General features: G+C 37.8%; 20 protein-coding genes and 1 other RNA gene. 20 read left to right on the top strand and 1 reads right to left on the bottom strand.

The genetic code is table 11. The features are described 5' to 3' along the window. Nucleotides 1-304 precede the first annotated feature (304 nt). The 3 genes from JNUCC51_RS03945 (at nucleotide 305) to JNUCC51_RS03935 (ending at nucleotide 3,919) form a co-directional block, all read left to right on the top strand. Nucleotides 305-499: a hypothetical protein gene (locus tag JNUCC51_RS03945; RefSeq protein ID WP_049666603.1), complete on the top strand. Its 195-nt coding sequence runs from the start codon at nucleotides 305-307 to the stop codon at nucleotides 497-499. A gap of 800 nt (nucleotides 500-1,299) precedes the next feature. Beyond that, nucleotides 1,300-1,680 carry a YppE family protein gene (locus tag JNUCC51_RS03940; RefSeq protein WP_337990931.1) on the top strand — a complete coding sequence of 127 codons (381 nt, stop codon included), beginning with the start codon at nucleotides 1,300-1,302 and terminating at the stop codon, nucleotides 1,678-1,680. After that, nucleotides 1,655-3,919 (top strand): DEAD/DEAH box helicase, encoded by a 2,265-nt coding sequence (locus JNUCC51_RS03935; RefSeq protein WP_337990930.1) that lies wholly within the window; start codon nucleotides 1,655-1,657, stop codon nucleotides 3,917-3,919. The genes JNUCC51_RS03940 and JNUCC51_RS03935 overlap by 26 nt, the downstream gene beginning before the upstream one ends. A gap of 170 nt (nucleotides 3,920-4,089) precedes the next feature. Here the strand turns inward: JNUCC51_RS03935 and JNUCC51_RS03930 are convergent, their stop codons facing one another. Beyond that, entirely contained in the window at nucleotides 4,090-4,680 is a 591-nt protein-coding gene (locus JNUCC51_RS03930) for a copper amine oxidase N-terminal domain-containing protein (RefSeq protein WP_337990929.1), read from the bottom strand. Nucleotides 4,681-5,028: 348 nt separating this feature from the next. On the opposite strand from JNUCC51_RS03930, the gene JNUCC51_RS03925 reads away from it, so the two are divergent. The 17 genes from JNUCC51_RS03925 to JNUCC51_RS03845 all read left to right on the top strand — a co-directional run bounded on the left by JNUCC51_RS03925 (nucleotide 5,029) and on the right by JNUCC51_RS03845 (nucleotide 23,080). Next, nucleotides 5,029-6,285 carry a ribonuclease H-like domain-containing protein gene (locus JNUCC51_RS03925; protein WP_337990928.1) on the top strand — a complete coding sequence of 419 codons (1,257 nt, stop codon included), beginning with the start codon at nucleotides 5,029-5,031 and terminating at the stop codon, nucleotides 6,283-6,285. Nucleotides 6,286-6,403: 118 nt separating this feature from the next. Then, nucleotides 6,404-6,697 carry a cell division regulator GpsB gene (gene gpsB, locus JNUCC51_RS03920; protein ID WP_132359074.1) on the top strand — a complete coding sequence of 98 codons (294 nt, stop codon included), beginning with the start codon at nucleotides 6,404-6,406 and terminating at the stop codon, nucleotides 6,695-6,697. 62 nt (nucleotides 6,698-6,759) lie between these two features. Further along, nucleotides 6,760-7,140: RNase P RNA component class B (rnpB, locus tag JNUCC51_RS03915), an RNA gene on the top strand. Nucleotides 7,141-7,420: 280 nt separating this feature from the next. Beyond that, nucleotides 7,421-9,160: a GGDEF domain-containing phosphodiesterase gene (locus tag JNUCC51_RS03910; RefSeq protein ID WP_337990927.1), complete on the top strand. Its 1,740-nt coding sequence runs from the start codon at nucleotides 7,421-7,423 to the stop codon at nucleotides 9,158-9,160. A gap of 3 nt (nucleotides 9,161-9,163) precedes the next feature. Further along, a complete protein-coding gene (locus JNUCC51_RS03905; protein ID WP_337990926.1) occupies nucleotides 9,164-10,300 on the top strand; it encodes a THUMP domain-containing class I SAM-dependent RNA methyltransferase in 1,137 nt (378 codons plus the stop codon). 85 nt (nucleotides 10,301-10,385) lie between these two features. After that, the gene (locus tag JNUCC51_RS03900; RefSeq protein WP_337990925.1) at nucleotides 10,386-12,293 is read left to right on the top strand and encodes an ATP-dependent DNA helicase; all 1,908 of its coding nucleotides are present in this window, start codon (nucleotides 10,386-10,388) and stop codon (nucleotides 12,291-12,293) included. 243 nt (nucleotides 12,294-12,536) lie between these two features. Then, the gene (locus JNUCC51_RS03895; protein ID WP_337990924.1) at nucleotides 12,537-13,982 is read left to right on the top strand and encodes a histidine kinase N-terminal domain-containing protein; all 1,446 of its coding nucleotides are present in this window, start codon (nucleotides 12,537-12,539) and stop codon (nucleotides 13,980-13,982) included. Further along, a complete protein-coding gene (locus tag JNUCC51_RS03890; protein WP_049666583.1) occupies nucleotides 13,975-14,553 on the top strand; it encodes an ANTAR domain-containing response regulator in 579 nt (192 codons plus the stop codon). The genes JNUCC51_RS03895 and JNUCC51_RS03890 overlap by 8 nt, the downstream gene beginning before the upstream one ends. Nucleotides 14,554-14,647: 94 nt before the next feature. Continuing rightward, a complete protein-coding gene (eutH, locus tag JNUCC51_RS03885) occupies nucleotides 14,648-15,910 on the top strand; it encodes an ethanolamine utilization protein EutH (RefSeq protein WP_337990923.1) in 1,263 nt (420 codons plus the stop codon). Then, entirely contained in the window at nucleotides 15,907-16,248 is a 342-nt protein-coding gene (gene eutS, locus JNUCC51_RS03880) for an ethanolamine utilization microcompartment protein EutS (RefSeq protein ID WP_337990922.1), read from the top strand. Before eutH ends, eutS begins: the two co-directional genes overlap by 4 nt. Nucleotides 16,249-16,258: 10 nt before the next feature. Next, the gene (locus JNUCC51_RS03875; protein WP_337990921.1) at nucleotides 16,259-16,756 is read left to right on the top strand and encodes a EutP/PduV family microcompartment system protein; all 498 of its coding nucleotides are present in this window, start codon (nucleotides 16,259-16,261) and stop codon (nucleotides 16,754-16,756) included. Between the two features lie 20 nt (nucleotides 16,757-16,776). Next, nucleotides 16,777-18,201 (top strand): ethanolamine ammonia-lyase reactivating factor EutA, encoded by a 1,425-nt coding sequence (locus JNUCC51_RS03870; RefSeq protein WP_337990920.1) that lies wholly within the window; start codon nucleotides 16,777-16,779, stop codon nucleotides 18,199-18,201. Nucleotides 18,202-18,206: 5 nt separating this feature from the next. Continuing rightward, nucleotides 18,207-19,577: an ethanolamine ammonia-lyase subunit EutB gene (locus JNUCC51_RS03865; RefSeq protein ID WP_049666575.1), complete on the top strand. Its 1,371-nt coding sequence runs from the start codon at nucleotides 18,207-18,209 to the stop codon at nucleotides 19,575-19,577. Nucleotides 19,578-19,586: 9 nt separating this feature from the next. Continuing rightward, a complete protein-coding gene (gene eutC / locus JNUCC51_RS03860) occupies nucleotides 19,587-20,618 on the top strand; it encodes an ethanolamine ammonia-lyase subunit EutC (protein WP_337990919.1) in 1,032 nt (343 codons plus the stop codon). An 11-nt stretch (nucleotides 20,619-20,629) separates the two neighbouring features. Then, on the top strand, nucleotides 20,630-21,280 hold the full coding sequence (eutL, locus tag JNUCC51_RS03855) for an ethanolamine utilization microcompartment protein EutL (protein ID WP_337990918.1): 651 nt from the start codon (nucleotides 20,630-20,632) through the stop codon (nucleotides 21,278-21,280). A gap of 14 nt (nucleotides 21,281-21,294) precedes the next feature. Continuing rightward, complete coding sequence (locus JNUCC51_RS03850; protein ID WP_337990917.1) at nucleotides 21,295-22,785, top strand: aldehyde dehydrogenase family protein; 1,491 nt, start codon at nucleotides 21,295-21,297, stop codon at nucleotides 22,783-22,785. A 16-nt stretch (nucleotides 22,786-22,801) separates the two neighbouring features. Next, the gene (locus JNUCC51_RS03845; RefSeq protein ID WP_053482447.1) at nucleotides 22,802-23,080 is read left to right on the top strand and encodes a BMC domain-containing protein; all 279 of its coding nucleotides are present in this window, start codon (nucleotides 22,802-22,804) and stop codon (nucleotides 23,078-23,080) included. The last annotated feature ends 18 nt before the right edge of the window (nucleotides 23,081-23,098 follow it).

Genomic DNA, 23,098 nt, shown 5'->3' with positions numbered 1-23,098 from the left:
ATCGGTCATTGGGCAATTTTCGCCTCTTAAAGTCGAAAAATATCATGAATTATAACTAGTTCTTTCACGCAAATCGTCAAAATAACTGATGATATTCCCATGCGAATTAATAGAAAAAACCGTACTCCTCGTTAGCTTCTCTACTAGAAGATCAAATTTGAAGGGGACAAAATTTAATAGACTAGTTCAATTAAATTTTATCGAAATACTTCTTCTTTCAGCTAACTTACGCTTATTTTGTCACGCATGAAGGTAATTTTATACATGCGGGGAATACATAAATTAAAGCAAAGGAGGCGTTATTTTGAACAAGTTAAAACAATTAGTTGCGCAGTTGGATCTGGTCAATCAATTACTGTTAACGAGAGTGTCTTTGGAAAACAATGCACAGAGTATGCAATTTTTTATGCAGCTCAAATCTGTTAGCCAGAAAGTAAGCTTAGCAGAAAAGAACTGGCAAGTAAAGAATGCTTGTTCGCCTATTAGTAGTGAAAAATGATAGACTTTGGTACACTTATCTCATATGCAATTTATATAACTCAATATGAGCATTTTTCATACATTATTTGCCACGATGAATGATGTTCCTTAAAAAAGACACATCACCAAAAGCTAGGATTGTCATTCGTTTGAAAGTTATGCCATTTATATAAGCTGAATGGAGTGAAGACTTGGTAACTTCTTGGTCACAGTTGAGACACTAGAACGAGCCGGTAGTGGGACGAAGGCTAAAATCATCATGTCCTGTGATCGTGTATTCGTAAACGACGCCCTGCGTTGTTGCTACGTTTTCGCATAGAAGACCCTTCTGGTGATGAACGGTTATTATTCATCATTAGGCGAAAATTACTCATATAATTTAAATAACTTTGCAGACGAATATTTTAGGTAGGACGAATTTTAAAAAAACAGGTTCGGAAAATCAACTTAAAATGATACTATGCATTTACGTAAATGTTGATGAATCTTCATTTTAAGGATGAATCCAACTTAATTACTATAAGACTTAAAGGCTCGCCACCAAAAGTGGAAAGACATTTGTTGAAACGTGTGTCATGTAATAGGTTGATGAAGTGAGGCTTAGTTATTCTTTAGGATCAGCGTCACAGATGAAATCTGGAGCGACCGGTAGCGGAACGAAGGCTAAAAGCATGGAGTTTTGTGATTATGCCCTCGGCCAAAATCCTTTTGCCAAGAGCGGCTTATCGGATGCCCTCAGGAAAGTGCACAGTCGAACGGAATAAATCCCACGTTAGGTATGGTGACGGGCCTTCATTGATGAGATGAGGTGCAAAATTTTTGTTAACACAGCAAACTTCTAAATTAATAGATGAATGTGAAAGTTGTGTATCACGCTTCTGGCAAATGCGAGAGGAGAATCGTACTCCCGACTTTTTTGTTGAGGTTAAGCCACACGCTGATATTATTCACCAGCTGTTAAAGGAATGGCAGCAGGAGGCGAATAAGTGGATTCAAACAAATCAGCCAAAATATATGCATACACAACAAATTGCTTCAGCGGTTGAATCGATGGAGCAATTTGTTGTGCAATCCTTCTATAAAGAAACAAGTAAAAAGCGTTTTTTAGATGCAATTCATTCAGCCTCGTATACGCTAAAAATTTTTGAACGGCTAGTGAAGGAGATAGAAACAGATGTTATCGAAAAAAAGGACCATTAGTGAACTGTTAAACGAGTGGAGATATGATGAGGAATTAAAGGAACGCATTTTACACTGGCAAACGCTTGAAGGTCGGGAAGCTAAATATGCACCTTTTCCAGAGAATTTGCATCCTTCACTTGTTAAGGCTCTTCGAACAAGAGGGATAGAACAACTGTATACCCATCAACGTCAAGCCTTTGATCACGCGATGGAGGGTAATTCTTTTACTGCCGTTACACCAACAGCGTCTGGAAAATCATATTGCTACCATTTACCGGTACTACAAAAAATATTAGAAGATAAAAATTCACGTGCGATTTATTTATTTCCAACGAAAGCATTAGCGCAGGATCAGAAAAATGATTTAAATGAATTAATCGAACAAAGCGGTGAGGAAATTTTAAGCTATACGTATGATGGGGATACTGCGCCTGGCATTCGCCAAAAGGTTCGTAAGGCAGGGCATATTGTGATGACAAATCCTGATATGCTGCATTCGGGGATTTTGCCACATCATACGAAATGGGTTTCCTTATTTGAAAATTTACAGTATATCGTCATTGATGAGTTGCATACATATAAAGGTGTGTTTGGCTCACATGTTGCGCATGTTATTCGAAGATTAAAGCGCATTTGTGAGTTTTATGGCAGTAAGCCGATTTTCATTTGTACATCAGCAACCATTAAAAACCCAAAAGAGTTAGCAGAAGCTTTAACGAATGAAAGCCATGCCTTAATTAGTGATTCCGGAGCGCCAGTTGGGAAAAAGACATTTCTTTTTTATAACCCACCCATCGTCCATAAAACATTTGGCGTGCGTCGAAGCGCTGTTTTAGAGGTGAGCGATCTCGCTAAAAGATTATATACAGCAGGTATTCAAACTATTATTTTTGCTAAAAGTCGTGTGCGAGTAGAAATGATTGTGACGTATTTAAAGGAACTTACACGTAATAAGCTTTTAGATGAATCGGTGCGAGGTTATCGTGGTGGTTATTTACCCTCTGAGCGACGTGTTATTGAACGAGGGCTTCGTGATGGTACTATTCAAACAGTAGTTAGTACAAATGCGCTGGAATTAGGTGTTGATATTGGCCAATTACAAGCATGTATCATGACAGGATACCCGGGAAATATCGCAAGTGCTTGGCAGCAAGCGGGTCGTGCTGGTCGACGTCAAGACGAGGCGCTAATCATTTATGTAGCGCAATCGGCAGCACTTGACCAGTATGTTGTGAACCATCCACTTTTTTTACTTGGCAGTGCACCAGAGGAAGCACGTATATATCCTGAAAATATGCTGATTTTAATGGATCATTTGAAATGTGCAGCGTTTGAGCTACCGTTTTCCACACATGATACGTATGGTGAATATGAAATTCAGGAGTTATTGGAATATTTAGCGGAGGAAGGCGTTGTTTTTAAAACGAGTGAGAAGTGGCATTGGATGAGTGATCGTTTTCCGGCACATGATATTAGTCTTCGCTCTGCATCACAAGAAAATGTTGTGATAATTGATATGACTGTCCCTGCGCAAACAAAGGTTATTGGTGAAATGGATCGTCATAGTGCGATGACATTGCTACATGAAGAGGCTATTTATTTGCATCAGGGCATTCAATTTCAAGTAGAAAAGCTTGATTGGGAAGAAAAGAAAGCGTTTGTACGGGAAGTAGATGTCGATTACTATACTGACGCTAATCTAGCGGTCGAGATGAAGGTGCTAGAAGAAGATCGGAGCCGAAATTATAAGGGTGGTATTATTGGCTTCGGTGATGTTGGCTTAGTCGCACAGGCGACGATATTTAAAAAAATACGCTTCGGAACACACGATAATATCGGTTCTGGCCCTATTCATTTACCACCAGATGAAATGCATACAAGCTCATCGTGGCTATCATTCTCCGCGCTAGAAAAATGGTCGGAGGCGGAGCTTACGGACGCCATGACTGGAGCTGCTTATGCGATGAATGCATTCATTCCGATATTCATTCAATGTGACAGTAGCGATGTCGCAGTTGTCCCTCAAGTTAAGGCAACTCATAATGAACAACCGACATTTTTTGTTTATGATAAGTACCCAGGGGGTATTGGATTAAGTGAAAAGGTTTATGATTTATGGGAAGATTTGTTGCATAAGACCTTGGAGCATGTAGCAGGCTGTGCTTGCGAATCAGGTTGTCCTTCATGTATAGGGGCTCAGGATAATTTGCAACAAGCAAAGAAAAAGGTAGTAGAGTTACTGAGAATTTTAAATTAAAGATAAAAGAGGGCATGAGAGGAAAAAGTCTAGAACTTTTCCTTCAAGCCCTCTTCTAGTTTACTAGAATGGACTTTTGTTTTAGCGCAAAAGTTGAATAACGCTTACAGGAAAGGTTAAACAAAAGCAGCACCCCAAAAAATGATGCTGCCCCATGTAATTCATACTAATTACTTTGTTGTAATAAATACAGCGTCATCAAAAGTAATATTTGCACCTAGTGCTTCGCTTACAAAACGTAAAGGTACCATAGTTGTACCCTTATAAATTTCAGCTGCATGATTTAATTTAATTGTAGTTGTACCGCCGTTTGAAATAACGTAAGCATTTTTATTTCCAACGCCAATGACAATTTTTTTACTATCTTTGTATGCAGTCACTTTTTTTGTTGCATTGTCATAAGTAACAGTTGCACCTAGTGATACAAAAATAGCTTTCATAGGAACTAAAGTTGTTCCGTTTTTAATATAAGCACTTGGGTTATAATATTGCTTAACATTATTGATATATACATCTACAGTTGTCAGCACTGGCTCTGGTGTACTTTGAGTTGTCGGAGTTTTGTGATCTACATTGGTAGAAGGTACTACCTCGTTGCCTTTATTATGATAATGATAACCTGAGCAAAGACCTTTTGCTTTAGACTTTGCAGAACAGTTATGACCACCATTACTATCAAGACGACCTGGGTGTGCATCAGCCGTTAAGGATGTCGCCATAAACAAAGACAACATTGTAATAAATAAAACTAATTTCTTCATGAATATCCTCCTATTAATAAAATATGGAATTATTATACTACTAAATGGATTATATTCACAAAGTTTTATTTCAAATAATAGTTTTGATGTGAAATGGATCTATAAAAGTCAAAAATAACGAGTCTTGAATTATTACTCGGAATAATAGATTTTAGTTAGTCGGTAGAATATTTTTGGAGAACATTATTTTTAAACTTCTTAGCCTCAGATGCCAAGAACATTTGACTAGCCTTACTACTTTTACCTTCTCTTTGTGCAGAAGCTAAAAGATGCGTTATGATTATAGTAAGTGAAGAAAAAAGAACTACAAGTTTTAGCAATATAAAATGTAGAAAATGAGTGAAATGAATGTCTTACGAAAATAAAATTTTACAAATGAAAAAAATGCTCGGGAAAAAAACGACAGCAACAATAAAAAAAGAGGATAAACCTGCTTATCAAAAACCTGTTGCTCCAAGCTATACTGAGCAGTGGGAAAAGGCGGGCCTGACAGTTGTAGAAAATGATTTCGGTATTGTTTTTAAACGACAAGTGCGTTATCCGTTTAGTTTTCAGCATGGTCATTATAAGTTGCAGTCTTTTTTTGATGCATTAGTAAAATGGCAAGAGGCAAAGTTCGAGCATCCATATGCGTTAGAAAAGGATGAAAGGGTATTGTTTTTTGATACTGAGACTACCGGTTTAAAGGGTGTAGGCACACAAATTTTCCTATTAGGCTTTTTAGAGGTATCAGAAGAAGATGAAAGCTTTATTTTAACTCAATATATTTTAGCGGATCCTGCTCATGAGGCGGCGTTACTTTTTGAATCAAAGCTTTGGCAAAAAACAGCAACGGTTATTACCTACAATGGAAAAAGCTTTGATTGGCCGCAGCTTGAAACACGTTGGACACTCCACCAAAAAGAATTGCCTAAACTGCGTACACAACGGCAAATCGATTTGTTGCATAGTTCAAAGCGTTTATGGAAAAATGATATGGAACGAATGAAATTAAAATCTGTGGAAGAAGAGAAGCTTGGCTTTTCCCGTATTGGAGATGTACCTGGATATCTTGCACCTATCATTTATTTAGATGCAATCAAAAGTGGTGTTCCAGATGCACTTATGAAAGTCCTTCTTCATAATGAATGGGATTTACTTTCACTGATTACGCTTTATGTCCACTCTACAAATTTGCTATTTGAAGAGACAAGCGAAGAATCGGCAAAAACGTTTACGAATATTGGGAAATGGTACGCTGATTTAAAAGAGAGTTCACAGAGCGTAAAGGTTTTGGAAAAGGTAACGACCCAATTTGATGCACTTGAAGCAGGGAATGCACAATATTATTTAGCAATCCAGCATAAAAGAAATAAAAAGTTTAGTGAAGCAATCGATGCATTTGTGGCTTCTCTCCATTTCATTGATCAACGAAAAAAGTTGCATGTATTAGAACAGCTCGCTATGATATATGAGCATCAAATGAAAGATTATGACCAGGCCCTTTTTTATACGCAAGAGGGCATAAAATTAATTGATAATAATGAGCAATGGAGAGTAGAACAAAAACAGAAATGGGAAATTTCTTGGAAAAAAAGGTTACTTAGATTAGGAAATAAGAAATAATTTCCTGGGTAAGCGCAAGAAACGACAAGTTTAGCCTTACATTTGATGTTTTCGGACAGTATAATGTGATGAAGTGTGCTATAATGAAACGTATGTAGTGTGAGGAAGGGCGATGTGAATGGATATTAAATTAACGTCAAAAATGATCCTTGAAAAGGAATTTAAGAAAAATTTTAAAGGCTACAATGTTGAAGAAGTCGATTCATTTCTTGATGAAATAATACAAGACTATGAAACGTTTGAAAAAGTGGTGGCCCAACTTCGTGAAGAAAATAAACAACTAAAAGAAGAAATTGATAATACGCCTAAGAGACAACCTGTCGCATCAGCAACGGGTACGACAAACTTTGATATTTTAAAACGTCTTTCGAATTTAGAGAAACACGTATTTGGTAGTAAGTTGTACGAATAATTTTTTGTCAAATATATATTGTATTTATCATAAAACTCTAGTATAATCTTTTTATCATCATGAAATTCGAGTAATCGCTGCGGCGCTAGACGTCGTAGAGGAAAGTCCATGCTCGCACGGTTCTGAGATGACCGTAGTGTTCGTGCTTACTGAAAAAATAAGGTAAGGCAGCTGTAAAGGCTGACGGCGGAAGGAAAACCTAAGTCTTAATGATATGGTTGAAACTTCCTGAAAGTGCCACAGTGACGTAGCTTGTTTGGAAACATGCAAGGTGGAACGAGGTAAACCCCACGAGTGAGAAACCCAAATTATGGTAGGGGCACTCTCTAGAAGGAATTGAACGGATAGAGGGACAGAGTTCGCTCTGTAGATAGATGATTACTACCCGGCCGTACGAGGCGATAGCTGTTTGAGTACTCGGGAACAAAACATGGCTTATGGAATTTTTTGATGCTTATTATGAAATGACAAGCGCTCTCCAATTTGGTGGAGAGCTTTTCTTTTGAATACAGTTAGTAAAAGTTACTAGTTAATCATGTCTAGTCATACGCGATATACGTTTGAGAATAAGGCTGCACACTGTTGGTCATGCCTCTGTCGCTAAAAACATCTAATAAACTATTATCGCAACGATGTACATATTGTCTACATACGAGTAGACTGGCGCAAAAGCGCTTTTCTAAATAATGAGGGTAGTAAAGAGAGATAGGATGGAGCGGAAACATGAACGGAGTGAACGATAGTCTGGAGAAGCTAAATTCGATTTCCAAATACCCTACTGCCTTAATGACAAAGATCTTCGAAAATGTATCAGAGGGCATCATGATTACGGATAAAGATAAAAGAATAGAATTGGTCAATCCTGCATTTGAATTTGTAACTGGCTATAAGCGTAATGAAGTGATCGGAAAAACGCCAGCCGTTCTACAGTCAGGTGTTCATGAATTGCAATTTTATTTAGATATGTGGCAAACGATACGACAAGAAGGCAATTGGCAGGGGGAAATATGGAATCGCCGTAAAACCGGAGACGTATATCCAGAATGGTTAACAATTGTTGGTGTAACCAACGATGAGGGAGAAATTACAAATTACTGTGGTATTTTCACAGATTTGTCTGAAAGAAAAATAGTAGAAAATGAACTAGAAAAGCGTCTATTAACAGACTCATTAACGGAAGTATCAAATCGATTTGCATATATTGAAAGAATGGATAATCTATTAGAATCAACTTCTACTATTTCTCATTCAGTACAGCATGCAGTTTATTTTTTAGATTTAGATCGCTTTAAGCAAATTAATGATACGTTAGGTCATGCAGTCGGAGATACCATTCTAGTAGAAGTGGCAAAGCGCTTAAAAACGTTGTTAAAAAATAAAGATATCATTGCTAGATATGGCGGTGATGAGTTTATCATTACGTTAACGAACGTGAAGAATGCCAAAGAAGCCGCAAATTTTGCTGAACAAATTATTGGGATTATAGAGCAGCCAATGGATATTAATGGTCAAGATATTTTTATTTCTACGAGTATTGGTATCAGTATGTATCCATTAGATGGTGAAGCAACTGAGCAATTGATTCATTGCGCTGACAAGGCAATGACTTATTCCAAAAAGAATGGTCTTAACGACTATGCGTTTTATTTTGATGAATTGAAGACTGACTCTCAGCGCGTTTTATTATTAGATTCAGAACTACGAAGAGCCATCGAAAATCGGGAATTTGAGCTACATTTCCAACCTAAAATATCTTTGGAAAATGAAGAGATTCAAGGATTAGAGGCGCTTGTTCGTTGGAATAGTGAAAGATTAGGATTTGTTTCTCCAGTAGAGTTTATTCCATATGCTGAGGAAACAGGATTAATCATTCCTTTAAGCGAAGTGATAATAGAAAAAGCTTGTGAGGCAGTTATAGAGATGCGTCAATGTGGCTACAAAACTCCGGTTGCTATCAATATTTCAAGCATTCACTTTAAGCAACAAAACTTTTTAGACTCTGTTCAAGCGATATTAGAGCGTTATAACATGCCTGCTAACAATTTTGAAATCGAAGTTACAGAACGTACTGTGATGAACAGTGCAAATGAAACGGTTAGCAAGCTTGTACGACTGAAGAAAATGGGCTTTAAAATTTCTATTGACGATTTTGGGACAGGCTATTCGTCTCTAAGTTATTTAGTTCGCTTCCCCCTTGATTATTTAAAAATCGACCGAAGCTTTATTCAGCATATTGGCTCTCTCGATGAAAAACAGGCAGTAGTGGATGCAATTATTCAAATGTCGCATCGCCTAAAAATGAAAGTTGTTGCTGAAGGTGTAGAACAAGCACAACAAGTGGACATACTACGTAAAATGAACTGTGATATAATTCAAGGCTATTATTACAGCAAACCGTTGCCACTTCACGAACTTATTGAGTTTATGGAGTATTGGGAAATTGAACATCGAGGAAGGAATTAGAGTATGGCAAACTATAAATTAGTAGCAACTGCTGCAATGGGATTAGAGTCCATTGTAGCACAAGAGGTACAGGCATTAGGCTATGAAACAACAGTCGATAACGGCAAAGTATATTTTGAAGGTGACGAAACGGCCATTGCACGAACAAACTTATGGCTCCGTGTAGCAGACCGAGTAAAAATTGTTGTAGGACAGTTCCCTGCTAAATCTTTTGAACAGTTATTTGAAAGTGTAAAAGCACTACCTTGGGAAAAATATTTACCAGTTGATGCAGCGTTCCCGGTATCTGGGAAGTCTGTTAAATCAAAGTTGTTTAGTGTGCCAGATTGTCAGGCAATTACTAAAAAAGCAATTGTAGAGCGCATGAAACAGCATTATAAGCGCTTAGGATTTTTAGATGAATCCGGTGCAACCTATAAAATTGAAGTTTCAATTTTAAAAGATGTGGCTACACTTACTATTGATACTTCGGGTGCGGGTTTGCATAAGCGTGGTTATCGTCAAGCGCAAGGCGAAGCACCATTAAAAGAAACATTAGCAGCGGCACTAGTACAAATTTCGAAATGGAATCCGAATCGACCATTCGTGGATCCATTCTGCGGTTCTGGTACAATTGCATTAGAAGCAGCAATGTTTGGACAAAATATTGCACCTGGCTATAATCGTGAATTTATTTCAGAAGATTGGCCTTGGATGAAGGCAAAAATTTGGGATGCAGTACGTGATGAAGCGGATAGCTTAGCGAACTATGATCAACCATTAGAAATTATCGGGTCTGATATAGATCATCGCATGGTGAGTATTGCACAAGAAAATGCACTAGAAGCGGGCTTTGGTGATATGATTACGTTCAAGCAAATGCAAGCACGTGATTTTACAACACAGCTAACAGATGGTGTTATGATTGGTAATCCACCATACGGAGAGCGTATTGGCGATATCGAAGTCGTAGAGCAGGTAATTCGTGATTTAGGAAAGGTCATGAAAAACCATCCGACTTGGTCTGTGTACATGCTTTCTTCAATGAAAAACTTTGAGGAATTGTACGGTCGCCAAACTACGAAGAAACGTAAATTATTTAATGGCTTTATTGAAACGAATTATTACCAGTTCTGGGGACAAAAGTCTAAAAGAGATTAACAAACGATAACGGAAGATAAGATTTTTTCTTATCTTCCGTTTCGTCGCGTATAATAGGACCAGATAGTTAGAGGGGGAACGTCAATTGCGTAAATCTTTACCATTTGTATTAACGAAGGACCGCTCATTTTTTGAGTCATTAGGTGACTGGATGGGGGACGTCCTTTACGATGAATTACCTGAAAAAGGCTTTGAATGCCGTGATGAACAAATTTTTATGGCCTATCAAATTGAGCAGGCTCTAAAAGAGAAAAACGTGCTTTTTGCAGAGGCAGGTGTAGGGACTGGGAAAACAATTGCCTATTTACTACCAGCTGTATCGTATGCTCGCTATACTGGAAAACCTGCCCTGATCGCTTGTGCTGATGAAACCTTAATCGATCAGCTTGTTAAAGAGGGCGGCGATATTTATAAGCTACAGAAAACGTTAGGTCTTGAAATTGATGTTCGCTTAGCAAAGTCACGAGACCAATATTTATGCTTAAAGCGTTTTGAGGAAGCAGAAAAAGTGGTATCCGACGAATGGATCGATGATATTGCGTTTTCTATACCCGACGGAGTATATGCACAAGGCTCGATGATTGCTATACAACCTTATGGTGATCGTAGCGATTATCCGACTGTCAGCGATGAAGATTGGCAAAAAGTAAACTACAACTCGATTATGCAGTGTTCAGTATGTGATCAGCGTAATCGATGCGGTCAAACATTACATCGTGCACATTATCGTAAATCTGCGGATCTCATTATTTGTTCACAAGATTTTTTAATGGAGCATTTAGCAACAAAGGAATCTCGCGAACGTGAAGGGCAATTAGCTTTATTGCCTGAAGTGTCAATGATGGTGCTAGATGAAGGCCATTTATTAGAATATGCCGCACAAAAAGCAATGACATATAAAGTACAGGCGACAACAATTGTTACATTGTTAGAGCGTTTAATGGTAGATGGTGTGCGAGAACGTACATTATATGCGATGGAAAAATTACAAGATGACCATGAGTTATTTTTTGACCAGCTACGAGATGATCTAGTAGCTTCAGAAGAAGAGCGTAAACGTATTAATAAATCACCAAATCTGTTGAAATACGGTAAACAACTTATTGCTGATGTTGAAACATTACTCGAGGAATTTGTCTTTGAATCTGAAATGTATATGATTCCAGAGTATGAATTAAATATGGCGGAGGAGTATTTAGAACAATACGAGGCATCATTACGTATTTTCATAGCGCAGGGTGATGCAGTCGATTGGTTAGAGGAAACTGATGGAGAGGAAACGCTCGTAATTATGCCGCGTCTCATCACAGAAGTTTTAGCAGAAAAATTATTCTCTAAAAAGCTTCCGATAATATTTTCTTCAGCAACTTTATCAGTCAACAAAGATTTTTCCTATATTGCTTATAGCTTAGGAATTCGTGATTATCAATCGTTTTCTGTTCCATCTCCATTCGATTATGAAGAAGTTATGCAAATTTATTTACATGAGCTATCTCAAAAGGAGAAAACGGCGCGTGTTCAACAGCTATTACGTGACGGTGAAAAAACATTAATTTTATTTAAATCAAAACAGGCAATGTTAGATTTCAAAGCGGAGTTACCTCTTATGGAACGGATGTATGTAGCGTTTGAGGGGGACCGTGAACTATCTGGAATTGTTCGTGATTTCCAAGAAGGCACTCTCAAAACATTATGCTCCTATCATTTATGGGAAGGTCTAGATTTGCCGGAGGAGGCATTAACACGAGTTATTATTTATGATTTACCGTTCCCTCCACATGATCCATTATTTGATGCGAAACGTACATTTGCAGAAAATCCATATGAAGAAGTGGAATTACCGTTTATGCAACTTCGTTTACAGCAAGGGATGGGACGTTTGATTCGTACATCAAATGACCGTGGAGATATTCATATTTTGTTGAATGAAGACGAAGCAAAGCAGCGTAAAACATTTGAAAATATATTAGCGGTTACACCAGAAATAAAGTAGAAAAAAGCGAGTTTGCATCTGTTGCAAACTCGCTTTTTTATATATTAAAATAACATTTTTGTTGTGAAATAATAATGAGTTTGAAAAAAGTGTTGAATATTTCTCTTTTAAGCTATATAGTTCTTTGTAATGCAACGAAAATTATTAAAATTATTTATTTTTTATATTGAAAATAATTTTACAAAAGGTTTATAATAATGACAAAGAATTTTAAGAATAGTCAAAAATAACTTTTGTTATTCGATGATAGGGGGGTTGAGCCTGTCGAATATTCAATCTTTATGTCGAAAATATACAAGCTTATCTGCAACAGATGTAGATAAGTTAATAGAAATAGAAGCTACTTTATCGTATTATGCTGAGTTGACAGATTGTTATATGTTCATAGATTGTATGTTGGAAAACTTACCACATGCAATTGTTGTGGCAGAGGCTTTCCCAAAAACAGAAAATGGCTACGGCTTATACGAGAAATCTGTAATTGGTAAATTTGTATTTGAAAGCTTCGAACCAGCGGTATTTGCTGCGTTTAAAAATAAAGAAAAATCATCAATTACTAGAGCTATCACACAAGAAGGTATAACGGTTGAACAAAACGTTATCCCTCTCTTTAATGACCAACAACAGGTTATTGCTGTGTTAATCCAGGAAAAAAAGGTGGAAATGCAAACAACACCTAAAGATGATTTTCGACATATGCCTTTTGCATTAATTGAGCATATTGTAGAGCCGAATTCTCAACCGATTCCAGTAGTTTCTGATTTGCTAGTAGAATCAATTATTCTCACAAATCATGAAAACAAAGTTATCTATAGCAATCCTGCGGGTTACCAATTTATATCGGAACTATCAGGTCTAGAACGTTTTGACAACGTTGCATTGAATAAGGTTTTACCTTTTTTACAGGAGGTCTATGATAAAGGCGATGTCTTTTTCTTAGAAATTACGATTGATAGTAAATCCTTTATTGTGAAGAAAATTCCTATTCGTGACCAAAACGATAAAGTAACACTCCTCATTATTCAAGATCTTACAGAACTTAAGCTGAAAGAAAATGAACTAATGATGAAAACATTTGCTATACGAGAAATTCACCATCGAGTGAAAAATAATTTACAGACAGTTACAAGTCTATTGCGCTTGCAAATGCGAAATGAATTGTCAGCTTCTAGTGCAAGTGCTTTTCAAGAGGCATTAAATCGAATATATAGTATTTCATCTGTTTATGAACTTATTTTAGAAAATGAAGATAACGCTGAAGAGAAAGTAGACGTTATCGCGTTGTCTAAAAAAATTGGACATAAAATGGTTGGGACATCCAACACACCATCTATTCAGTTAACCTTTCATGACGATAATGTACAGTTATTTTGTCATTCTAAAAAAGCTGTTTCGCTCGCGTTGATTATTTGTGAGCTACTGCAAAATGCACTGAAATATGCTTTTATTGGTCGTGAGGAGGGTACAATCGACATTCAATTTCAACAGGATGCTTCAACGATTTCACTTCATATTTCTGACAACGGCGTTGGAATGCAAGAGGTGAAGGCATCATTAGGAATGGAGATTATTACAAGGCTTGTTGAATATGATTTAGCTGGCACATTTACAATTATCCCTAGCGAACAAGGTACACATACTCAAATTCAGTTCCCTGTAAGTGAGGAGGTATTTATCCTAAATGACTAGGAAAGTTATGATTGTCGAAGATGAGTCGCTTATTGCAATTGATTTGAAGTTTATGCTAGAGGATAATGGCTACGAAGTGGTAGCACAAGCGAATAATGGAGAATCAGCAATTGAGTTGGCTTTTACACATAAGCCACAGTTAATCTTAATGGACATTAAAATGCCAAAGCTAGATGGTTTAAAGGCAAGTAAAATTATTGAACAGCAGCTCGGAATACCGGTGCTATTTATATCTGCTTTTAGTGAAAAAGAATTGTTACTGTACATGAAGCAGGACAATATTTTAGGTTATGTTATGAAACCGTTTTCTGAGAGGAATGTCCTTCCAGCGTTGGAAGTGGCATTTCACCAAATTGATAAGTTCAACCGTCTGAACGGGGAATTGCTGCATAAACAAACAGAATTAGAAAAGCGAAAAATAATCGAACGAGCAAAAGGTTTGCTAATGCAGTCAGAGAACCTTAGTGAGGACGAGGCTTATAAAAAAATTCGCAGTGAGAGTATGCAGACTCAACAGGAAATGGTGCTTATTGCAAGGCGCATTATCAATACATTACAAGTAAATAGTTAAAGCAAAGACGCTTTAAAGAGAATTCCTCTTTAATGCGTCTTTTTTTTAATAAATAACAAAATTTTTTAGCAAATCTAAAGGGGTGATGATAAGGATGGCAATGATAGGAACGGTTATCGTTTATATTATTATGACTTGTGCAGTTTTAGGGGCAATCGGAGCAATTCGAGATGCTGAATATGGAATCGGTAAAGAGTTTATGAATGGTATTCATACGGTTGGACATATTTTTGTACCTGCTGCAGGGATCATGGCTGCTATACCTTACTTAACGTGGTTTATTAGTCATTTTATTAGTCCGATTTTTGAATTGATTGGTGCTGATCCAGCAATAGCAGCAACGACGATTTTAGCCTCGGACATGGGAGGATACCAATTAGCGAATGCGTTAAAAGAGTCTTATGAAGGATGGGTCATGGCTCTAGTTGTCGGATTTATGTCGGGTGCAACAATCGTGTTCTCTATTCCAATGGGTCTTGCCATGTTAGATAAGCGAGATCATAAATATATGGCTTTAGGTATTATGGCAGGTGTTTTAACAATTCCGATTGGAGCATTTATTTCTTCCATCATGATTGTGACGTTTAATACAGATGTTCGTGAAGTGATTAGTACAACAGCTGAACCAACATACGTGTTTGCCATTTCCGTTTTACAAATATTAATCAATTTATTACCACTATTTATTTTCGTAGTGTTAATCGCGTTAGGTCTTAAACTAATTCCAAATGGCATGATCAAAGGCTTCATGATTTTTGGACGCGTGATGGATGCTGCTATCAAGCTTGTGCTAGTGTTCTCGATTGTAGAAATTTTCACAGGTATTTTTACAAAGATTTTCGGTGCATGGGGCTTTGATCCGATCATGGCAGATAAAGTCGATCAGTTCCGGGCATTAGAAACAGCTGGATATATTGGTATTATGCTAGCGGGAGCATTCCCGATGGTGTACTTAATTAGAAAATATGCATCGAGACCACTAGAAGCACTAGGTGGGAAATTAGGCTTATCATCAGTAGGAAGCGCAGGTCTTTTAGCGACAATTGCTAATATTTTAGCCATGTTTACACTCATTCGACATATGCCACCTAAAGATAAGGTTATTAACATTGCTTTTGGTGTTTGTTCAGCCTTCCTTCTAGGAGATCATTTATCGTTTACAGCTAACTTCCAACCGACAATTATTTTACCTGTTATTACAGGTAAGTTTTTAGCGGGAGTGATCGCTATTATTTTAGCCTATAAACTATCTGTTCCAACAGCTCTAAGGCTAGAACAAGAAGATCGCAAGGCAGGCATTATTAAAGAAGGTGAATACTTAACAGATAAAAATCTTGAAAGAGGTGATGATGTGTGAGTGAAGAAAAGAAACGCTTTATTCAGGAGTTTGTGCCAGGTAAGCAACTAACATTGAGTCATCTAATAGCAAATCCTGACCCTGAAATGTTTCAAAAGCTAGGCATTCAAGAGGCAGGCGCACTAGGCATCATGACATGTACACCGAGTGAGACTGTTATTATTGCAGGGGATTTAGCAACAAAGTCAGCCAATGTAAAACTAGGATTTTTAGATCGCTTTACTGGCAGTCTCGTTATTGTTGGTAGTGTCTCAGAGGTGGAAATGGCGATGCAAGAGATCAATCGTTTTCTATCAGAGATGCTAGGCTATACGCCATCAAAAATAACTAAGTCATAGGATGTGCCGTATGAAAAATCGAGTAATGATCATAGGTGGTGTGCAAGCAGGTAAGTCGACACTGATGAATGCATTATTGGGGAAGGATAGACAAGCCAATAAAACACAGGCGCTCGTTTATGATGATTGGATTGTTGATACACCCGGAGAATATATAGAAAATCCGATGTATTACAGAAACATTATGGCAACATCGCTTGAAGTGACACATGTGATTTATTTGCAGGATGCCACCTCATCAAAGAGTGTTTTTCCTCCGCAATTTAGCTTAGGAATACCCAAAATACAAATTGGTGTCATTACAAAAATTGATGCACCCCATGCAGATGTAGAAAGGGCAATAACATTATTACAAAATGTCATGACGCATGGTCCTATTGTGAAAACTTCTTCGTGGCAAAAGCTTGGTATTGAGTTTATTGCGCCACTTATTCAGCTCAATTCTGACGAAGAAATTCGTCAGTTTGTGAAGGATCGTGATAGTCCTTATCTCATGTATTGCCCGTAGTGGCGAGAGGGGAGAGTAAGTTGAAGACAGAAAAAATTTATAGTGCAGGCATTGATATTGGTACAAGTACAACAAAGATGGTTGTCAGTAGTTTTCTGTTGAAAAACGTTGCAGGTGTAACGCATGTGCCACGAATAGAAATTATTGAAAAAACGGTTTTGCATCAAAGTCCTATAATTAAAACACCGTTTATCAATAAAGAAATTATCGACATGGAAAAAATCGAGCAATTTATTTTTCAGCAATATCAATTGGCCCAGATTTCACCAGCAGATATTTCAACCGGTGCCATTATCATTACAGGAGAATCTGCAACAAAGGAAAATGCTAGCGAGGTTGTCCATGCGATTTCAGATACTGCTGGTCACTTTTTAGTTGCTACGGCTGGGCCCGATTTGGAAGGCATTATTGCAGCAAAAGGCGCAGGTACCTTACAGCAATCTAAAAATACTGCCAAAATTATCGCTAACATCGATATCGGTGGTGGTACAGCAAATATTGCGGTAATGCAGTTTGGAGAAGTAATTGGTACATGTACATTACATGTCGGTGGAAGACTTATAGAGTTTCACAATGGCATTATCAAATCGATTTCACCACCCATAATGAAACTTATGGAGAAATGGTCAAATCCATTAAATGTTGGTGATTCAGCAGAAGATATACGTGTCACACAAATAATCCAAGAATTAGTGGAAATAGTAGCGAAGACGCTAAGCGGACAATTAATAGACGAACAGCATCCATTATTGCTAGGACATTTACCAACTTGGGATAAACCGGTTGAAGCAATCGTTTTTTCCGGTGGAGTAGCTTCCTGTATTTATGAAAATGAATGCACAAACCGACAGTATGATGATATTGGCGAAAAATTGGCAAAAAGTCTTTTGCAGCATGAACAGCTACAATCCTTTTTATGGCTAAAACCAGAGGAAACAGCTCGGGCAACAGTGACTGGTGCAGGTACGCAAACTACTGAGATTAGTGGTGCAACGATCCAAGTAGATGCGGAAGCATTGCCTTTAAAAAATGTGCCTGTTTTCAATTGCCATATAGATACGCACAGCAAAGAATTCGACTATGCAGTGAAAACAGCTGTTGCACAAGCTGATGCTCTATTTTCTATACAGGAGAATCGCTCTCCGTTTGCACTCTATTTTAGTCAGTTACCATATTTAAGCTTCCGGGATGTCCATGCATTATGTGAGGCTATTTTGAAACACTTAGCGATGAGAAGCTCCAAGGAAATACCAATTATCATAGTCATTCAATCAGATTATGCAAAGGTTATTGGTCAAACGATACAAGCGATCAATCAAACAGTTCCCATTATTTGCATCGATCAAATCAAAGTAGAAACAGGTGATTATATTGACGTTGGGGAAGTACTACCATCTGGTGTTGTCCCAGTCGTTGTAAAAACACTTGCTTTCCATTCAAAGTAAGGAGGATGAATGTGAATCTATCGGTGATATTTGGTGGAGAAAAATATAATTTTAATTCATTAAAGGATGTAATGGCGAAGGCCAATGAAGAAAAATCAGGAGATCAGTTAGCTGGAATTGCAGCTGAATCTGTACAGCAGCGAATTGCGGCAAAGGCCGTTCTAAGTGAGCTATTAGTGAAGGATATAAGAGAAAATCCGTTAGTTCCTCAAGAAAATGATGAAGTATCACGCATTATTGAAGGTGATATTAATGAGCAAATTTACGGAGAAATAAAAAACTGGAGTATCGAGCAGCTAAGAGAATATATTTTATCCAATGAAACAGGCGATCGGGAATTAAAACGATTAAGCAAGGGCATGAATTCAGAAATAATTGCGGCCGTTACAAAGCTGATGTCCAACTTAGATCTTGTCCATGCTGCCAATAAAGTAGAAATACTGTCGACTTGCAATATTACGATTGGACAAAAGGGCACACTGTCCTCGAGATTGCAGCCAAATCATCCAACAGACAATATTGACGGTATTATTGCCTCATTAAAAGAAGGATTGTCCTATGGTATTGGTGATGCAGTTATTGGTATTAATCCAGTAGATGATTCCGTTGAAAGTGTGAAAAAAGTATTGCATGCGACAAAGGAGTTTATCAATGATTGGTCGATTCCTACACAAAACTGTGTATTAGCACATATTACAACACAGATGAAGGCTATTAAACAAGGTGCACCAGCCGATATGATTTTCCAAAGTATTGCTGGAACGGAAATTGCTAATCGTTCGTTCGGTATTTCTGCTGATCTAATAAGAGAAGCAGAGGAGCTTGTGAAAAAGCATGGAACAGGAACAGGCCCGAACTTATTCTACTTTGAAACAGGACAAGGTTCGGAGCTATCTGCTGAGGCACATATGGGCATTGACCAAGTAACACTCGAATCGCGTAATTATGGATTTGCTAGACATTTTAACCCGTATATTGTGAACACCGTTGTTGGCTTTATTGGACCTGAGTATTTATACAATAACAAACAGGTAATACGTGCTGGCCTTGAAGATCATTTCATGGGTAAAATGCATGGTCTCCCAATGGGCGTGGATATTTGTTACACAAACCATATTAAGGCAGACCAAAATGATATTGAAGATTTAAGTGTTTTGCTAACAGCAGCGGGTGTCAACTTTATTATCGCTGCAGCTATGGGCGACGATGTCATGTTGAACTATCAGTCAATGAGCTTCCATGATGTCGCAACATTACTTCAAACGTTTGGTAAAAAACCAGCTCCTGAATATCTCGCGTGGTTAGAAAAAATGGGCATTTATGAAAATGGTCGTCTATCTGCAAGAGCTGGCGATTTATCTATATTTGAAAGGTAGGTGAATCCATTGAATGAACAACTAGTTTCGATGATCACACAGTTAGTTATGGAAAAGATGGGCAATAATGCGTCAGACAAATCTTATCATGACACAGCTGTGCCAACAGAAAACCAAAAGGAAACACTTATTAAGTTTCACAATACGGTAGCTAATGCTAATTATGCTGATGAAGTAGTAAGCCCGAGCACAATTGAACAATCAAATGAACCATTAATTAAGCTTTATCATACTGAATCAAGTAATTATGAACAATCATATTACAGCGCAAGTAATGATGAATCGACTTATACTTCAGTACCTATCACAGAATTTAAATTTGAAGAGGATGAAGTGTCTGAAAGTATTCAAGCTGCTAAAAAGCATACACCAGCAAGAATAGGTGTTGGCAGAGCTGGGACAAGACCAAAAACAAAAACTTGGTTAAAATTCCGACTCGATCATGCAGCGGCAGTAGATGCAGTATATGGAGAAGTGACAGAAGGGCTACTACAAAAGCTTGATGTCTTTCAAGTAACTACTAGAGTGACAGATAAGGAAGAATACATTACTAGACCGGATTTAGGTCGTCGTTTATCAGATGAAGCAAAGACACTAATTCAATCAAAGTGTAAGAAAAATCCAAAGGTACAAATCATTATTTCTAACGGATTAAGTGCAAGTGCGATTGAAGAAAATGTGCAAGATGTTTATTTAGCGTTACAGCAAAGTCTTAGCAATTTAAATATTGAAATAGGCACTACTTTCTATATTGATAAAGGGCGTGTTGCTCTTATGGATGAAATTGGCGAGATTTTACAAGCAGAAGTGATCGTTTATCTAATTGGTGAGCGTCCTGGCCTTGTATCTGCTGAGTCAATGAGTGCCTATATATGCTATCAACCTAGAATTGGCACAGTAGAAGCTGATCGAATGGTCGTTTCGAACATTCATAAAGGTGGTATCCCGCCATTAGAGGCAGGTGCTTATTTAGGAACAGTAGTTCAAAAAATATTACATTACAAGGCAAGTGGAGTAGGTCTTGTGGCAAAAGAAGGTTAGGGGGGCAAACAATGAATCCTCAAAAAATTATGGCAGAAATTTTGGCAATGCAAATCATTCCAAGAGTGAATAATGAATTAGCAGAGCAATTAGATTTAAAGCCATATCACAATAGCATTGGACTCGTAACTCTAACAATAGATGATGTTGGATATGTAGCGTTGGACGAAGCTACGAAAAAAGCAGATGTTGATGTTGTTTATGCAAAAAGCTTTTATGCAGGAGCTGCACACGCATCTGGTCCATTATCTGGTGAAGTCATTGGCATCATTGCTGGTAGCTCGCCTGATGAAATACGCAGTGGTTTCGATGCGATTCAGCAGAAAATCCAGTTTGATACGTATTTTGAAGCCATTCTTCAAAATGAAAACCACGCTCTTTTTGCACATACTGTAGCAAGCTGTGGTACGTATCTGGCTGAGCTGGCAAACGTTAAAGTTGGAACAGCCCTTGCTTATTTAATAGCACCGCCCCTTGAGGCTGTCGTTGGTTTAGATGCGGCATTAAAGGCGGCAGATGTAGAACTAAAGGTTTTCTTTGGTCCACCATCTGAAACCAATTTCGGTGGCGGTTTATTAAGTGGTAGCCAATCATCATGCCAAGCTGCTGCAAATGCTTTTAGAGAGGCTATTGAGAATATAGCGAGAAATCCAGTTGTTTAGAAAGGAGGGGCTTTATGGCCACACTAGATAAAGATTTATTAGCAATTCAAGAAATGAGAGACGCCGTGAGACGTGCCAATATTGCACAGGCTGCTTACATGCAGTATTCACAGCAACAAGTAGATAATATCGTCAAAGCTGTTGCGGATGCAGCATTTAAAGAGGCAGAACGTTTGGCAAATATGGCCGTTCAGGAAACAGGAATGGGCATACCTAATCATAAAAAAATGAAAAATGAGGTAGCCTCTAGAGATGTCTATGAAGATATTAAAGATTTGAAGACAGTTGGTGTCGTTGGATTCGATCGAATCAAGAAAGTTACAGAGATTGCTAGTCCATTTGGAGTAATCGCAGGCATTGTACCAACGACAAATCCAACATCAACAGCAATATTTAAAACACTTATCTCATTGAAAACTAGAAATGGTCTTGTACTAAGCCCACACCCATATGCGGTTGATTGTACAAAGGAGGCCTTGGATATTTGTAGAATAGCTGCAGAAGAAGCAGGCGCACCGGAAGGATTGCTACACTGTTTAACAATGTCTTCTATGGAAGCTACGCAGCAATTAATGAAGCACCCAGATATACACTTAATTTTAGCAACTGGTGGCGGTGCTCTAGTAAAAGCAGCCTATAGTTCAGGCAAACCTGCTTATGGTGTAGGACCAGGAAATGTCCCAGCTTACATTGAAAAATCTGCGAATATATCCAAATCTGTTCGCCAACTTGTACAAAGTAAGTCTTTTGATAACGGCACAATTTGTGCTACAGAGCAATCAATTATCGTAGATAAAGTCATTGCAGAGCAAGTTTTAACAGAGTTAAAGAAAAACAATGCGTATATTTTGAGCGATGAAGAGAAGGTGAAGATGGAGAAGCTTATTTCTCCTGTACCAGGTAAGGTAAATCCTCAAATTGTAGGTAAATCAGCAGCTTGCTTGGCAGATTCTATCGGAATTACCGTGCCGGAAGATACAAAAGTACTTGTTGGTATGGAAACGATGATTGGCAAGAACATTCCATTTTCACTTGAAAAACTATCACCTATATTTGCGTTATATACAGTTGAGGACAGCACAGAGGCAAAACAGGTGATGATTGATTTACTAAACATAGGTGGACGCGGACATTCTTGCTCGATTCATACAGAGAATACAGCTTTAGCCGAACAGTTTTCGGTCGATTTACCAGTGTCCAGAATTGTTGTCAATACATTATCATCTCTAGGCGCAGTTGGTGGAACTACTGGATTGGCACCATCCTTTACATTAGGTTGTGGTACGTTTGGTGGCAATATTACGTCCGATAACATTACAGCGAGACATTTATTGAATATTAAACGTATGGCTTATGGCATTAAAGATGTAGAAGTGCCAAAACCAGAATTTTTAGTACAACCGGTAGTAGAGAATATCAAGGCACAAGATCCATCTTTGGATACAGCCATAGTTCAACAAATTGTTGATCAAGTATTAAAACAAATAACATTACAAAATAAATAATTTGGAGGAATGACAAATGAGTACAGCATTAGGAATGGTAGAAACAAAAGGATTAGTAGGAGCAATTGAAGCGGCGGATGCAATGGTGAAGGCTGCTAGCGTTAATTTAGTAGGAAAAGTACATGTTGGTGGCGGTATTGTCACTGTATTAGTTCGTGGTGATGTAGGAGCAGTAAAAGCAGCTACTGATGCAGGTGCAGCAGCGGCGCAACGTGTTGGAGAACTTCTATCAGTTCATGTAATCCCACGCCCACACCATGAATTAGAATTAATTTTACCAAAAGCAGAAGCTTAATTTTATTTCAGTCCGAAC

This window comes from Lysinibacillus sp. JNUCC 51, assembly GCF_015999525.1.
Classification (GTDB): Bacteria; Bacillota; Bacilli; order Bacillales_A; family Planococcaceae; genus Lysinibacillus; species Lysinibacillus xylanilyticus.
Note: the sequence above shows the minus strand (reverse complement) of the source record. Positions and strands in the feature narration are given on the sequence as shown.

Coding starts and splice junctions, on each gene's coding strand:
- JNUCC51_RS03845 (WP_053482447.1), top strand. CDS start 22,802: ATGAGTACAGCATTAGGAATGGTAGAAACAAAAGGATTAGTAGGAGCA.
- JNUCC51_RS03925 (WP_337990928.1), top strand. CDS start 5,029: ATGTCTTACGAAAATAAAATTTTACAAATGAAAAAAATGCTCGGGAAA.
- JNUCC51_RS03905 (WP_337990926.1), top strand. CDS start 9,164: ATGGCAAACTATAAATTAGTAGCAACTGCTGCAATGGGATTAGAGTCC.
- JNUCC51_RS03935 (WP_337990930.1), top strand. CDS start 1,655: ATGTTATCGAAAAAAAGGACCATTAGTGAACTGTTAAACGAGTGGAGA.
- JNUCC51_RS03890 (WP_049666583.1), top strand. CDS start 13,975: ATGACTAGGAAAGTTATGATTGTCGAAGATGAGTCGCTTATTGCAATT.
- JNUCC51_RS03850 (WP_337990917.1), top strand. CDS start 21,295: ATGGCCACACTAGATAAAGATTTATTAGCAATTCAAGAAATGAGAGAC.
- JNUCC51_RS03865 (WP_049666575.1), top strand. CDS start 18,207: ATGAATGTGAATCTATCGGTGATATTTGGTGGAGAAAAATATAATTTT.
- eutH (WP_337990923.1), top strand. CDS start 14,648: ATGGCAATGATAGGAACGGTTATCGTTTATATTATTATGACTTGTGCA.
- gpsB (WP_132359074.1), top strand. CDS start 6,404: ATGGATATTAAATTAACGTCAAAAATGATCCTTGAAAAGGAATTTAAG.
- JNUCC51_RS03875 (WP_337990921.1), top strand. CDS start 16,259: ATGAAAAATCGAGTAATGATCATAGGTGGTGTGCAAGCAGGTAAGTCG.
- JNUCC51_RS03930 (WP_337990929.1), bottom strand. CDS start 4,680: ATGAAGAAATTAGTTTTATTTATTACAATGTTGTCTTTGTTTATGGCG.
- JNUCC51_RS03895 (WP_337990924.1), top strand. CDS start 12,537: ATGATAGGGGGGTTGAGCCTGTCGAATATTCAATCTTTATGTCGAAAA.
- JNUCC51_RS03910 (WP_337990927.1), top strand. CDS start 7,421: ATGAACGGAGTGAACGATAGTCTGGAGAAGCTAAATTCGATTTCCAAA.
- eutL (WP_337990918.1), top strand. CDS start 20,630: ATGAATCCTCAAAAAATTATGGCAGAAATTTTGGCAATGCAAATCATT.